The sequence below is a fragment of the Kitasatospora sp. Ki12 genome, from assembly GCF_054601375.1.
In genome coordinates this window covers 2,426,159-2,439,560 of record NZ_BAAIHT010000002.1, presented here as the reverse complement: position 1 = coordinate 2,439,560, position 13,402 = coordinate 2,426,159, and the positions used below count along the sequence as shown (strand labels likewise).

General features: G+C 75.5%; 12 protein-coding genes. 11 read left to right on the top strand and 1 reads right to left on the bottom strand.

The window, feature by feature from the left end:
* Window positions 1-71: 71 nt before the first annotated feature.
* Window positions 72-2,156, top strand: a complete 2,085-nt coding sequence (locus ACYP53_RS28275; protein WP_189916756.1) for a primosomal protein N' — start codon at window positions 72-74, stop codon at window positions 2,154-2,156.
* A 181-nt stretch (window positions 2,157-2,337) separates the two neighbouring features.
* Here ACYP53_RS28275 and ACYP53_RS28270 read toward each other — a convergent pair whose 3' ends face one another.
* Entirely contained in the window at window positions 2,338-2,967 is a 630-nt protein-coding gene (locus tag ACYP53_RS28270) for a hypothetical protein (protein ID WP_373313746.1), read from the bottom strand.
* A 266-nt stretch (window positions 2,968-3,233) separates the two neighbouring features.
* Between ACYP53_RS28270 and def the strand changes: the two genes are divergently transcribed.
* The 10 genes from def (at window position 3,234) to ACYP53_RS28220 (ending at window position 13,347) form a co-directional block, all read left to right on the top strand.
* On the top strand, window positions 3,234-3,779 hold the full coding sequence (gene def / locus ACYP53_RS28265) for a peptide deformylase (protein WP_459649510.1): 546 nt from the start codon (window positions 3,234-3,236) through the stop codon (window positions 3,777-3,779).
* A 75-nt stretch (window positions 3,780-3,854) separates the two neighbouring features.
* Window positions 3,855-4,805, top strand: coding sequence for a methionyl-tRNA formyltransferase (gene fmt / locus ACYP53_RS28260; RefSeq protein ID WP_459649509.1), 951 nt, complete (start codon window positions 3,855-3,857; stop codon window positions 4,803-4,805).
* Between the two features lie 94 nt (window positions 4,806-4,899).
* A complete protein-coding gene (locus ACYP53_RS28255) occupies window positions 4,900-5,256 on the top strand; it encodes a hypothetical protein (protein ID WP_189916762.1) in 357 nt (118 codons plus the stop codon).
* 136 nt (window positions 5,257-5,392) lie between these two features.
* Complete coding sequence (locus ACYP53_RS28250) at window positions 5,393-6,838, top strand: RsmB/NOP family class I SAM-dependent RNA methyltransferase (protein ID WP_459649508.1); 1,446 nt, start codon at window positions 5,393-5,395, stop codon at window positions 6,836-6,838.
* A gap of 957 nt (window positions 6,839-7,795) precedes the next feature.
* Complete coding sequence (locus tag ACYP53_RS28245) at window positions 7,796-8,098, top strand: hypothetical protein (RefSeq protein WP_189916766.1); 303 nt, start codon at window positions 7,796-7,798, stop codon at window positions 8,096-8,098.
* A gap of 138 nt (window positions 8,099-8,236) precedes the next feature.
* Window positions 8,237-9,637, top strand: a complete 1,401-nt coding sequence (locus tag ACYP53_RS28240) for a SidA/IucD/PvdA family monooxygenase (protein WP_459649507.1) — start codon at window positions 8,237-8,239, stop codon at window positions 9,635-9,637.
* 98 nt (window positions 9,638-9,735) lie between these two features.
* A complete protein-coding gene (locus tag ACYP53_RS28235; protein ID WP_459649506.1) occupies window positions 9,736-11,367 on the top strand; it encodes a class I tRNA ligase family protein in 1,632 nt (543 codons plus the stop codon).
* Window positions 11,364-12,632 (top strand): saccharopine dehydrogenase family protein, encoded by a 1,269-nt coding sequence (locus ACYP53_RS28230; RefSeq protein WP_459649505.1) that lies wholly within the window; start codon window positions 11,364-11,366, stop codon window positions 12,630-12,632. Before ACYP53_RS28235 ends, ACYP53_RS28230 begins: the two co-directional genes overlap by 4 nt.
* Window positions 12,629-12,976, top strand: coding sequence for a cupin domain-containing protein (locus ACYP53_RS28225; protein WP_189916778.1), 348 nt, complete (start codon window positions 12,629-12,631; stop codon window positions 12,974-12,976). The genes ACYP53_RS28230 and ACYP53_RS28225 overlap by 4 nt, the downstream gene beginning before the upstream one ends.
* 203 nt (window positions 12,977-13,179) lie before the next feature.
* A complete protein-coding gene (locus tag ACYP53_RS28220) occupies window positions 13,180-13,347 on the top strand; it encodes a hypothetical protein (RefSeq protein WP_189916780.1) in 168 nt (55 codons plus the stop codon).
* The last annotated feature ends 55 nt before the right edge of the window (window positions 13,348-13,402 follow it).

Here is a 13,402-nt window from a genome sequence, read left to right as displayed (position 1 = left end):
GGGGGGGGAGTCCTCGCGGCGGCCGCCGGTCCGTGCGCGTTGTCGGTGTGACCTGGTAGTACTTGGTCGCGATGAGCAACACAGGGGAGAACGGGGCCGCCGAGCCGGAGCAGCTGGCGTTCATCCGGGAGACGGTCAAGCGCGCCAAGCCGCGCAGCTGGCGCGGGGCCAAGCGGGCCGAGCACCTGCCGGTGGCCCGGGTCGTGGTGGACAAGGGCGTGCTCACCATCGACAAGTTCTTCGACTACGAGGTGCCGGCCGCCATGGCCGAGGAGGCCCAGCCGGGCGTCCGGGTGCGGGTGCGCTTCGGGGCCCGGGTGGTGAAGGGGCAGCGCGAGGGCGGGGAGCTGCACGACGGGTTCATCGTGGCCCGGCTGGAGAAGAGCGACTTCCCCGGGCCGCTCGCCCCGCTGGCGCAGGTGCTCTCGCCCGAGCCCGTGCTCACCCCGCAGCTGCTGCGGCTGTGCCGGACCGTCGCCGACCGGTACGCCGGCACGCTCGCCGACGTGCTGCAGCTGGCCGTCCCGCCCCGGCACGCCAAGGCCGAGGCCGAGCCCTCGCCGGAGCCGCTGCCGCGCCCGGACGCCCCCGCCCCCGGCGGCTGGCAGCGCTACCCGGCCGGGCCCGACTTCCTCACCGCGCTGGCCTCCGGCGGCGCGCCGCGCGCGGTCTGGGCGGCCCTGCCCGGGCCCGGCTGGCCGTACGAGATCGCGCGGGCGGTGGCGGCGACGCTCGCGGGCGGGCGCGGAGCGCTGGTCGTCCTGCCGGACGGGCGCTCGGTGTCCCGGGTCGACCAGGCGCTGACCGAGCTGCTCGGCCCCGGGATGCACGTGGCCCTGGAGGCCGACCTGGGCCCGCGCGAACGGTACAAACGCTGGCTCGCGGTGAGCCGGGGCTCGGTGCACGCCGTCATCGGCACCCGCGCGACCATGTTCGCGCCGGTGCGCGACCTCGGCCTGGTCGTCGTCTGGTCGGACGGCGACAGCAGCCACAGCGACCCGCGCGCCCCGCACCCGCACGTCCGCGAGGTGGCCCTGCTGCGGGCCGCCGAGGAGGGCGCGGCGGTGCTGCTCGGCGGGCACGCGGTGACCGTGGAGGGCGCGCAACTGGTCAGCACCGGCTGGGCGCGCCCGCTGGTCGCCGACCGGGAGACGGTGCGGCAGGTCGCGCCCCGGGTACGCACCGTCACCGACCAGGACCAGCACCGCGACGCGGCCGCCCAGGCCGCCCGGCTGCCCTCGGTCGGCTGGGAGGCAGCCCGGGAGGCGCTGGCCGCCGGTCACCCGGTGCTCATCCAGGTGCCCCGGCGCGGCTACGTGCCCCGGCTCGCCTGCGGACGCTGCCGCACCCCCGCGCGGTGCCGGAAGTGCGAGGGGCCGCTGGAGGCGCCCTCGGCGGACGCCGCGCTGCACTGCGCATGGTGCGGGGAGCCGGAGAACGACTGGCACTGCCCCGAGTGCGGCTCGTTCCGGCTGCGGGCCCAGGTGATCGGCGCCCGGCGGACGGCGGAGGAACTGGGCAAGGCCTTCCCGCGGATCCCGGTACGGACCTCGGGGCGGGACGCCGTGCTGGCCACCGTGCCGGACGAGCCCTCGCTGGTGATCTCCACCCCCGGCGCGGAGCCGGTGGTCGAGGGCGGCACCGGATACGGGGCGGCGCTGCTGCTGGACGGCTGGGCGCTGCTCAGCCGGCCCGACCTGCGGGCCGGCGAGGAGACGCTGCGGCTCTGGCTGGCCGCCGCGGCGCTGGTGCGGCCGTCCACGGAGGGCGGCGCCGTCGTCGTGGTCGCGGAGCCCTCGGCCCGGCCGGTGCAGGCGCTGGTGCGCTGGGACCCGCTCGGGCACGCCGGGCTGGAACGGGACGAGCGGGCGCAGCTGCACTTCCCGCCGGTGTCCCGGATGGCCTCGGTCAGCGGCACCCCGGCGGCGGTCGCCGACCTGCTCGGGCTGATCCGGCTGCCGGAGGGCGCGGACGTGCTCGGGCCGGTGCCGGTGCCCGCGCTGCGGGGGGAGGAACAGGAGCGCGCGCTGCTGCGGGTGCCGCCCGGGCAGGGGGCGGCGCTGGCGGCGGCGCTCAAGGCGGCGCAGATCGCGCGGATCGCGCTGCGGACGCCGGAGCCGGTGCGGGTGCGGGTGGATCCGCTGGACATCGGCTGAGGCCGGGAGCCGCGGGCCGGGGCCGGGGTCGGGGGTGCGGGCTCGGGGGCTTGCTCGGCGGTGGGGCGGGGTGAGTGGGCCACCCCGCCCCGGAGTGGCCGGTCGTCGGTGCGGCGGTGCGGTGCTGCCGTGCTGCTTGTGCTGCTTGTGGTGCGGTGCTGCTGTGGTGCTCGCGGTGCGGTCAGCCGCGCAGGGGGATACCGGTGCGGTCGACGGGGGTGCCGCGGTCGATCGCGGTGCGCTCGATGGGGGTGCGGTCGATGGGCGCGCGCTCGGGCTGGGGGCGGTCGACGGGGGTGCGGTCGATCGGGGCGCGGTCCAGGCTGCTGCGGTCCAGGCCGCCCTGGCGGGCCGCCGGGACGGTCGCGGCCAGGCCGCCGGTGGGGGCGGCGGGCAGCTCCTCGGAGCGGTCCGGGCGGCTCGGGCCCGGGACGGCCCCGCTGGCGGCGAGGAGTTCGCTGGTCGGGCGGCGCATGCCGTAGCGGCGGTGCACGGCCTGCTTGGTGACCCCGAGGGCGGAGCCCACCGAGTCCCAGGAGAAGCCCAGCGCGCGGTCGAACTCGACCGCGGCCGCCACCAGGGTCTCCACGCTCTCCCGCAGCTCCTGCGCCAGGCGCACGGTCGGCGCCGGCGCCCTCCCGTACACCACGAAGCCGGCCGAGGTGCTGGGGCGGCGCGGACGGTAGACGTTGCCCAGTTGGGCGGTGAGCGTCCGCAGCGCGTCGACCTGGCGCCTCACCCGCTCGATGTCCCGCACCAGCAGGTGCAGGCTCGCCCGCGCCCGGGCGTCGTGGTTGATCTGCTCGGCCATGGCCTACGTGCCACCTTCCGTACGGTTCAGCTCGGCCGGGGCGCGGTGTCCCGTGCGCCCGGCCCCGGTCAATCTCTCTTGACCAACGCCGAAGCGGGGGCCGGGGTAACGCCGCTCGGCAGAGTCGGGATATGCCAGTGCCCTCCGGGCGGGCCCCGAGGGCATGGGGGCCGGCGTCCGGGGGTTGCATAGACTTGGCGGGCACAGCCGTTGCCCGCAGTCCCTCCCCGACGCCCGACACCTCGACGGACAGGAGCCCGCACCCCGTGGCGATCCAGCCGATCCGTCTCTTCGGAGACCCCGTCCTGCGCGCCACCGCCAAGCCGGTGACCGTGTTCGACAAGGAACTGCGCACCCTGGTCCGGGACCTCACCGAGACCATGCTGGACGCTCCCGGCGCCGGTCTGGCCGCACCCCAACTCGGCGTCTCCCTGCGGGTGTTCACGTACCACGTGGACGGCGTCACCGGGCACCTGATCAACCCGGACCTGTCGCTGAGCGAGGACGAGCAGGAGGGTCCCGAGGGCTGCCTGTCGCTGCCCGGCCTGCGCTACGACACCAAGCGCGCGTACGGCGTGGTGGCCAAGGGCTTCAACATGTACGGCGATCCGGTCACCCTGGAGGGCACCCAGCTGCTCGCCCGGTGCATCCAGCACGAGACCGACCACCTGGACGGCATCATCTTCATCGACCGGCTCGACCGCGAGCAGCGCAAGGCCGCGCTCAAGGCGATCCGGGACACCGACTGGGGCGGCGGGCCGGCGCCGGTCGTCAAGGTCTCGCCGCACAGCACCTTCGGCGCGGCGCGCTGAGCCGCTCGGCTCGCTGGGCCGCTCGCCACGCTCCCCGGTCGGCTTCCTGAACTCCCCACTGCAGAAAGGCACTTGATGCGTCTCGTCTTCGCCGGCACCCCCGAGGTCGCCGTTCCCGCCCTGGACGCCCTGCTCGCCTCCGACCGGCACGAGGTCGTCGCGGTGGTCACCCGCCCCGACGCCCCCGCCGGCCGTGGCCGCAAGCTGGTCGCCAGCCCCGTCGCCCAGCGCGCCGAGGAGGCCGGGATCGAGGTCCTCAAGCCGGCGAAGCCCAGCGACCCGGAGTTCGTCGCCCGGCTCACCGAACTCGCCCCCGACTGCTGCCCGGTGGTCGCCTACGGCGCGCTGCTGCGCCCCGGCACCCTGGAGATCCCCAAGCACGGCTGGGTCAACCTGCACTTCTCGCTGCTGCCCGCCTGGCGCGGCGCGGCCCCGGTCCAGCACGCGGTGCTGGCCGGCGACGAGGTCACCGGCGCGTCCACCTTCCTGATCGAACAGGGCCTGGACTCCGGCCCGGTCTACGGCGTGATCACCGAGGAGATCCGCCCGAGCGACACCAGCGGCGAACTGCTCAGCCGGCTGTCCGTCTCCGGCGCGCGGCTGCTCGCCGCCACCATGGACGGCATCGAGGACGGCTCCCTGCACGCCGTGCCGCAGCCGGCCGAGGGCGTCACGCTGGCGCCGAAGATCAGCGTCGAGGACGCCCGGATCGACTGGAACCACCCCGCGCTGCGGGTCGACCGGGTCGTGCGCGGCTGCGCGCCGGCGCCCGGGGCGTGGACCGAGTTCCGCGGCGAGCGGCTGAAGGTCACCGGGCCGGTGAAGCTGCTGCCCGGGTCGGCCGAGCTGACGCCCGGTGAGGTGGCGATGGTCGGCAAGAACAGCGTCCGGGTCGGAACCGGCAGCCACGACATCGAGCTGGGCGAGGTCCGCCCGCAGGGCAAGAAGGAGATGCGGGCCGCCGACTGGGCGCGCGGGGCGCGGCTGGAAGCGGGCGAGCGGTTCGGCGCGGGCGCCGAGGGCTGAGCGTTCGGGGGCGGTCCGGCTCGCCGCGCGGGCCGTTGCGGGTGGGCCTACCTTGGTCCGAGTGGGGGATTCCTCACCAGGAAGGCTGATCCCAATGGCCCGACTCACCTGGACGAGCCCGCGCACCTGGACCGCCGTGGCCGGCGCGCTGCTGGTGACCGCGACCTTCGGGCTGGCGACGGCTCCACCGGCCGGCGCCGTGACCACCACGGTGGTCCGCGGCACACCGGCCGCCTCGGGCACGGTCTCCTCCGCCACCTGCACGGGGGACAGCGTCCTGATCGCGGGAGGCTTCGACCTGGGGACCGTCGCGGTGGATCCGTCCACCGGTGCGGCGCCCGCCGTGCTGGTGACGCTGAACGGCCCCTCGACCGACCGGAGCAACACCTGGGAGGCCGCCGCGGTCGGCGTGAACGGGGCCCAGGCGCTCGCCCTCTGCCAGACGGGCTGACCGGCCGTCACGGAGCCCCCTCGCGCGAGGGGGCTCCACCCCCGGGGCCGCGGGGCGGCGCAGGCTTCGGGCGGCACCTCCCGCAGGGGATATCGTTGAGGCCGATAACCACCGCAGCACTTTGAGGCACACAGGCATGAGCACCCCCGGCAGCACCTCCGGCGCCCCGCGCGCACCCCGCCCGCACCGCCGTCCGAAGAAGGACCCGGCCCGGATCGTCGCGTTCCGCGCGCTGCGCGCCGTCGACGAGCGGGACGCGTACGCCAACCTGATCCTGCCCTCGCTGCTCCGCGAGGCGGAGCAGAAGGGCATGGACCGGCGCGACGCCGCCCTGGCCACCGAGCTGGTCTACGGCACCCTGCGCCTGCAGGGCACCTACGACGCGATCATCGCGGCCTGCATCGACCGGCCGCTGAGCAAGGTGGACCCGCCGGTCCTGGACGTGCTCTCGCTCGGCGCCCACCAGCTGCTCACCACCCGCATCCCCAGCCACGCGGCCGTCTCGGCGACCGTCGAACTCGCCCGGGTGGTGCTCGGCGACGGCAAGGCGAAGTTCGTCAACGCCGTGCTGCGCCGGATCAGCGCCCGTGACCTGGACGCCTGGATCGAGCAGGTCGCCCCGCCGTACGAGAAGGACGCCGAGGACCACCTGGCGGTCGTGCACTCGCACCCGCGCTGGGTGGTCTCCGCGCTCTGGGACTCGCTCGGCCGCTGGCAGCCGGACGCCTCCGGGCGCGGCGCCATGGAGGAGCTGCTGCGGGCCGACAACGAGCGGCCCGAGGTGACCCTGGTCGCCCGCCCCGGCCGGGCCACCGTCGGCGAACTGGCCGACGCGCTGCCCGAGGCCGTGCCGGGCCGCTGGTCGCCGTTCGCCCTGCGGCTCGCCGAGGGCGGCGACCCGGGCTCGGTCGAGGCGGTCAAGGACAACCGGGCGGGCGTGCAGGACGAGGGCAGCCAGTTGGTCGCGCTGGCGCTGGCCGCCGCCCCGCTGGACGGCCTGGACCGGCTCTGGCTGGACGGCTGCGCCGGCCCCGGCGGCAAGGCGGCGCTGCTCGGCGCGCTGGCCGCCGAACGCGGCGCGGCGCTGGTCGCGAGCGAGAAGCAGCCGCACCGGGCCCGGCTGGTGGCACGGGCGCTGGAGGGCAACCCCGGCCCGTACACGGTGATCGCGGCGGACGGGACGCGCCCGGCCTGGCGGTCCGGCGGCTTCGACCGGGTGCTGGTCGACGTGCCCTGCTCCGGCCTGGGTGCGCTGCGCCGCCGCCCGGAGGCCCGCTGGCGGCGCCGGCCCGCCGACGTGGCGGCCTTCGGCCCGCTGCAGCGGGACCTGCTGCGCTCGGCGGTCGAGGCCACCCGGATCGGCGGCGTGGTCGGCTACGCGACCTGCTCGCCGCACCTGGCGGAGACCCGGGCGGTCGTGGACGACGTGCTGCGGGCCGAGGGCGGCCGGGTCGAGTGGATCGACGCGCGCCCGCTGCTGCCCGGCGTCCCGGCGCTCGGCGACGGGCCGGACGTCCAGCTGTGGCCGCACCTGCACGGGACGGACGCGATGTACCTGGCGCTGCTGCGGCGCACCGCCTGAGGAAGCCCGCGGGCTGATCGGCGGCCGCCGCCTGCCGCCGCGCGTCCGGATCGCGTCCGTACGTCGAGGGAGCCCGGGGTCGAACACCCGGGGCGGTCCGGCGTGCCCGGACGCGAATTCCGGTGCCATATCGCGGACCCGCCCGGGGCGATGGGCGGAACGCGTGGTGACCGGGCCGTGCGGCTCATGGAAATGCCACCGGTCACCCTGTCGTGGGGTGTGCGGGAAAAGCGCCGGCGTCTCGCCTGAGCGCGAGCCCGGCGTGGCCGTCGACAACCCGTGCGGCCCGGCCGACGCCCGTGCCGCGCCTGGACCGAGGGCACGGCGGGCTCCTCGGACGAGGAGCCGATCGCGGTACCCGTCGGCAAACCGCTGAAATCCCCCGGGCCCTCCGAACGTACCCGCCGCGACGCCCTCCGGATCGTCCCGGGGCCGGCCCGGTACACGGAACGGGCCGACGGGGCACCGGAATTCGACGACGTATTCCGAAAACCTTCTCCGGCACCCCCGGGAAGACCGTGAATCCACCGGATCCGCCGTCTCCCGCGAGGCGGCGCCGGCCGTGCCGGGAGTAGCGGTCGCCGATGAACCGGCCGGCCGCCGTACGAGGGCGCCGCGGGTCGCCGGGGTCCGTCGGGGTCCGTCGGGGTCCGTCGGGTTTCGTCGGCCGGGCCGGGCCGGGCCGGGCGTCGGCGGGGCGGGGTGACCGGTGTCGTCCGGAACATCCGGAACGTGTCCGGACGGTGCTTTAACTGCGGTTCATGCGGATGGTGCGGTGGAAACGTGTACGCCGCGGTGGTGGGGGAATTGCGCTCGATCGGCTCGATGAGTAGGGTTTCGCCGAATTCCCGGCCTGCGCACCCTCCATCCGTTCTGCGCCTCCTGGGCCGGGCCCGAGTGCGCTTCATTCGTCGGGGTCGAGTCCTGGGCCGAACCCTGCGGCGACAAGGAATGCAGATGTATCTGGTGCACGTCTCGCTGGCTGCTCCGGCTGTTCCGTACGACCCGGTCGATCCGGTGGGGATACGCGGCGCGGTGCTGCGGACGGTGCCGGCGGCCGCGCATGTGACGGCCCGGCTGGACCGGGAGCCGCCGAGCCTGGTGGTGTTCCTGGTGGGGACCGACGCGGGGCAGGCCGAGGCGGCCACCGCCCGTGGCTGTCTCCGGTTGACGATGCCGGGGGAAGTGCTTGACGGGTGGTCAATTCTCAACAGTGAGGCGCTGGTCGTGCGGCAGTACTTCGATCGGCTGCTGGACTGATCCGGTTCCTGGCCGATTGCTGCCGTTGCACGGTCCTGCAGGCCGGAACGGGTGACCGGGGGCGGTCCGGCGCGGAAACATGGCCGGGAGAGAACCGCGGAGCACCGTCCGCGGGTTGCCCGAGACACCTGGGAATCCATGGACCGCAGTCGCAGCACAGGCCCGTATGACCTGCTCGTGGTGGGGGGAGGCCCGAAAGCCGCAAGTCTGGCGGCGAAAGCGCACTGTCTGAATCGGCTGGGAATCGCCGAGGTGCGCATTGTGGTGGTCGAATCGGCGGAGATCGCCGCTTCCTGGAGCGGCCGCCACGGAAATACCACCGGTAGTGAATTCCTCGGCACCCGGCCGGAGAAAGACGTCGGATTTCCGTACCGCAGTTCCCGGCTTTTCGAGGCCGGCGGTGCGGAACTGGACGCCATGATGGCCGGTACCTTCTCCTGGCAGCGCTTCCTGGTGTCCAGGGGGGAGTTCAGCCGCTGGGTCGACTCCGGCGGGCCGGCCCCCACCCACCGGGTGTTCGCCGAGTACCTGGCGTGGGTGTTCGACCAGGCCACCGAGGGTGTCGAGGTGGTCCGCGGCCGGGTGACCGGTCTGCACCGGGGGCCGGAGCGGTGGACCGTCGACCACCTGGACGCGGAGGGCCGGCCGCGGTCGGTCGAGGCGTACGGCGTGGTGCTCACCGGGCCGGGCGAGTCGCGTCCGCTGCCCTGCGACGAGGGCGCCGCGGACCGGGTCGTCCCCGCCTCGGTGGACCGTTCCACCGTCCGTCCGCTGCTCGGCGGCGGCCGTGAGGTGCTGCTGGTCGGCGCGGGGGAGAGCGCGGCGAGCTTCGCGACCTACCTGCTCGGCACGCTGGGTGACGCCGTGTCGACGGTCACCATCGCCTCGCCGACCCCGCCGTACAGCCGGGCCGAGTCCTACCTGGAGAACGGGGTCTACTCGGAGCCCGAGGCCGCCGGCTGGCAGGAGCTGCCGGAGCCGCTGCGCGAGGAGTTCATCCGGCGCACCGACCGGGGAGTGCTCTCGCCCGGCGTCCTGGCCGGCCTGGCCGGCGACCCGCGGCTGCGCTTCGAGACCGGCCGGGTGGAGTACATCGGCTCCGGGGCGAACGGCCGGCTCGGAGCCGAGCTGGACGGACCGTCCGGCCGCCGCAGGATCGACTGCGACCTGGTGGTGAACTGCATCGGCAGCTCGCCGCTGGCCCAGCTGCGCCTGCTGCTCTCCCCGTCCACCGCGCGGGAGTTGGCGGCCGACGCCGGGGTCGACCTCGGCGACCAGCGCTCCGTGATGCGCGCCGTGGCCGCCGACCTGGCCGTGGAGGCCCCCGGGCCCCGGCTGCACGTCCCCGCCCTGGCCGGGCTCGCCCAGGGCCCCGGCTTCGCCAACCTCAGCTGCCTCGGCGCGCTCTCCGACCGCATCCTGCACAGCTACGCACCCGGCGGCCGCCGGGCGGACGGCGAGCAGCGGACGGCGACCGGCGCGGACGGCGCGAACGCCGCGAGCGACCGGTCCCCCGCGGAGCTCGGCGTCCCCGCCTGAGCCGACCGGTGGTTTCGATCCCGGCCCCCACACGCCCGGTGCCCGGCGGCTCCGCGCCCCGGGCCCGCTGACTCACGTACGACCATTCGAGGAGAACCATGCCCACCGCCGACCCGTCGGCCACCGTCCTGTTCGCACCGAGCAACCCCACCCCCAACGGAGACCTGCACGTCGGTCACCTGGCCGGCCCGTTCGTGGCGGCCGACGTGGCCCGCCGCTCCCTCGAGTTCCACGGCGGGCAGGGCCGGCTGCTGCTCGGCACCGCCTGGATGAACACCCATGTGATGTTCGCCGCCGAGCAGGCCGGCGTGCCGTACCTGGAGTACGCGGACCTGCTCGGCGAGCGGATCTGGGAGACCTTCAGGTCGGCCGCCGTCGAGCCGGACGTGGCGCTGCGGACCGCCCAGGCGGACCGGATCGGCACGGTGGTGCTGGAGATGCTGCGGCGGGCCACGGAGTCCGGCGCGGTACGGCCGCGCACCCGGCCCGCGCACTACTGCACGGCCTGCGCGGACTGGCGCTTCCAGGGCTATGTGAGCGGGAGCTGCCCGCACTGCGGCACCGCGGGCGCGGCCGGGATCGACTGCGAGGCCTGCGCGCTGCACCACGACGACTCCGAACTGATCGGCGGCACCTGCACGGTGTGCGGCGGCGAGACCGAACTGCGGCCGCTGCGGCGGCTCTACCTGCTGCTGGAGCCCCTGCGCGAGGAGCTGACCGGCTGGCTCGCCGGGGCGCACCTGTCGCCGGCCGCCCGCCGGTACGCCGACCTGGTGCTGGCCCGGGAGCTGCCCGAGGTGCCGGTCAGCTATGTGTCGGCGCTGGGCATCCCGCTCCCGGAGCTGCCGGTCGATCTGACGGACGGTCAGAGCGTCTACCCCTGCTTCGAGTTGGCCGGGCGCTACCAGGTGATGGTGGAGCTGGCCCGGGAGTCCGGGGCCGCCCCGGAGGGCTCGCCCTCGGCGATGTTCTTCGGCTTCGACAACGCCTTCGAGCGGCTGTTCATCCTGCCGGCCGTGCTGCTGGCCGCCGGTACGGGCGTCGCGCCGCTGCCGAGCTACCTGGACATGTCGTACTTCTACCGGCTGGACGGCGCCAAGTTCTCCACCTCCCGCAACCACCTGGTGTGGGCCCGGGACCTGGTGGCCCGCAGCTGCGCCGACGAGGCCCGGCTGTACACCTCGCTGACCCGCCCGGAGACCGGCGAGACCGACTTCACCATGGCGGAGTTCCTCGCCTCGCCCGCCCACGGGCTGGCCGGACGGCTGCTGGCCTGGGCCGAGGAGCTCGGCGCCACCGCGCCGGAAACCGCCGCCGTGGCAGGGCAGTTCAGCCAGGGGCCGGCCGCGCTGGCGGCGAGCTGCGCCACCTGGGCGCAGGACCTGTGGCGGGCCTACCGGCTGGAGTCCTTCTCCTGCCGCTCGGCGGCCCACGCGCTGCTGCGGCTGGTCCAGGACGGGCGGTCGGCGCTGACCCTGGCCGCCGCCGCGCCGGAGCGGGAGGCCGGCGAGTACCGGGCCCTGGCGCTCCAGGTGCTGCGGACGGTCGCGGTGGCCGGCCTGCCGTTCCTGCCGGAGACCTGCGCGGCGCTCCGGCAGCGGCTCGGCCTGGCGGCGGAGGGCGTGCGCTGGGACGGCACGCTGCTGACCGGCGTCCGGACCGGAGCCACCGTGCCCGGCGACAGCCGGACGGACGGCCCCGGCACGGCCCGGACGGCGGTCGCCGTATGAGGTACGCGGTGGTCGGCTGCGGGCCGATGGGGGCCGCGGCCGCCCTGCGGCTCGCCGCGACCGACCCGGACGCCGAACTGGTCCTGGCCGACCGCGACCCGGAGCGGGTCGAGGAGGTGGCGGCCAGGCTGCGGGCCGGCACCGGGGCGCCGGTCCGGACGCTGGTCGGTGACACCGGCGACGCGGAGTTCCAGCGGACGGTGGGCGGCGCGGACGCCGTGGCGGTCGCCCTGCCCTGGGTCGCCGCCCGTCCGCTGCTGGACCGGCTGGTGGCCTCCGGGACCGCCGCCACCGGCATCGGCCGTCCGCCGGACGACGGGCTCACCGGGCTCGACGAGGCGGCCCGCCGGGGCCGGACCCGGCTGATCCTGCCGGTCGGCCTGGAGCCCGGCCTGACCGAGATCCTGGCCCGCCGCGCCGCGGCCAGGCTCCGCGCCTGCGAGCAGCTGCGGATCTGGTGCGGCGGCATCCCGCTCAACCCCCGTCCGCCGCTCAACCACCTCGCCCTGTACGGGGACCGGCTGACCATCACGCCCCGGGCGACCTGGAGCGTGCGCGGCGGCGCGCTGGTGCGGGTGCCGCGGTTCGGCGGCCTGGAGTCGGTGCGGGTGGCCGGCCTCGGCACCCTGGAGGCCTACGACGACGGGATGCTGCCGAGCCTGGTCGACGACCCGGTGCTGGGACGCGTCCCCGAGGTGAGCCAGAAGACGCTGCGCTGGCCCGGCTACGCGCAGAAGGTCCGGGCCTTCGCCGAGTGCGGACTGCTCGACGAGCAGCCGCGCACCGTGGACGACTCGCGGGTGGCGCCGCGCGCGGTCCTCGACGACGTGCTCGCCGAGCACGTCCGCCGCCGGGACGGCGACGTGGACGTGACGCTGCTGCACATCCGCGCCACCGGCGGCGGCGACGAGGACTTCGAGACGGCCACCACCACCGTGGTGGACCGGCTGGACACCGACGGCCTCACCTCGATGGCCCGGCTCACCGGCTTCACCCTGGCCGCCTGCGTCCGGCTGCTCGCCGCCGGACTGCCCGCCGAGTACGGCCTGCACACCCCGCAGGAGGTGTTCGCCGGCCGGCACGGCGACGAGCTGCTGGCGGAGCTGCGGGCCGCCGGCGTGCGGGTCACCGAGCGGGTCACCGCCGGCCGTCGGCCGGCCGAGGAGTCCCTGCACCACTTCGCCCTGAACCACCCCGATCCGAACCACCCCGATCCGAACCACCCCGACCCGAACCACCCCGATCTGATGGAGACCAACGCATGAGCGTGACCGAGGAGTTCACCGCCCTGCTGCCCGAGGCGGAGTTCAAGCTGCGCCCCTCGGGCGCCCACCTCGCGGTGCTGGACCTGCCCGACAGCCCGGAGCCGGTGGCACCGTTCACCTTCGCGCACATCCACGTCCCGCCGGGCGTGACCACGGCCGCGGACTGCCACCCGGAGCGGGAGGTCTGGTTCGTGCGCAGCGGCTCCGGCGTGCTGTCGGTGGACGGCGTTCCCCGCCGGGTGTCGGCCGGTGAGCACTTCTTCTACGACAGCGGTCACACCCACCAGCTGCACAACGACGGCGAGGAGCCGATCGAGGTCGTCTCGGTGTGGTGGCTGCCCTGATCAGGCTGCCCTGATCCGGGTGGTCTGCGCCGCGGGGTGACGCGGCCGGCGGGCGGCATGGTGTTGCCAGGGCAGCACTATGCCGCCCGTTCGTGCAGACAGCGGGGTGCCCGAGCGGCCAGGCTGGTGAACACAGCCCGGGGCGCGGTGAACGGCCGGCCCGGGCGCACACTCTCCGGTTCCGTCACTCGCAGGAGTCCACCATGCAGAAGACCGCCCGCCCGGCCCTCGTCGTCCTCCTCGCCGTCGTGTGCTCGCTGCTGGGCGCCTCCGTCGTGACCGCCGCCGACGCCGCCGGGCCGGCGCGGGCGGCGGCCGCCGTGACGAACACCGTCACCCCGCAGCCCGGCGACAGCATGGGCTGGGAGTGACCTCCGGCGGTACGGAGCACAGAGAAGCGGTGGGACGGTCCCGATCGGGACCGTC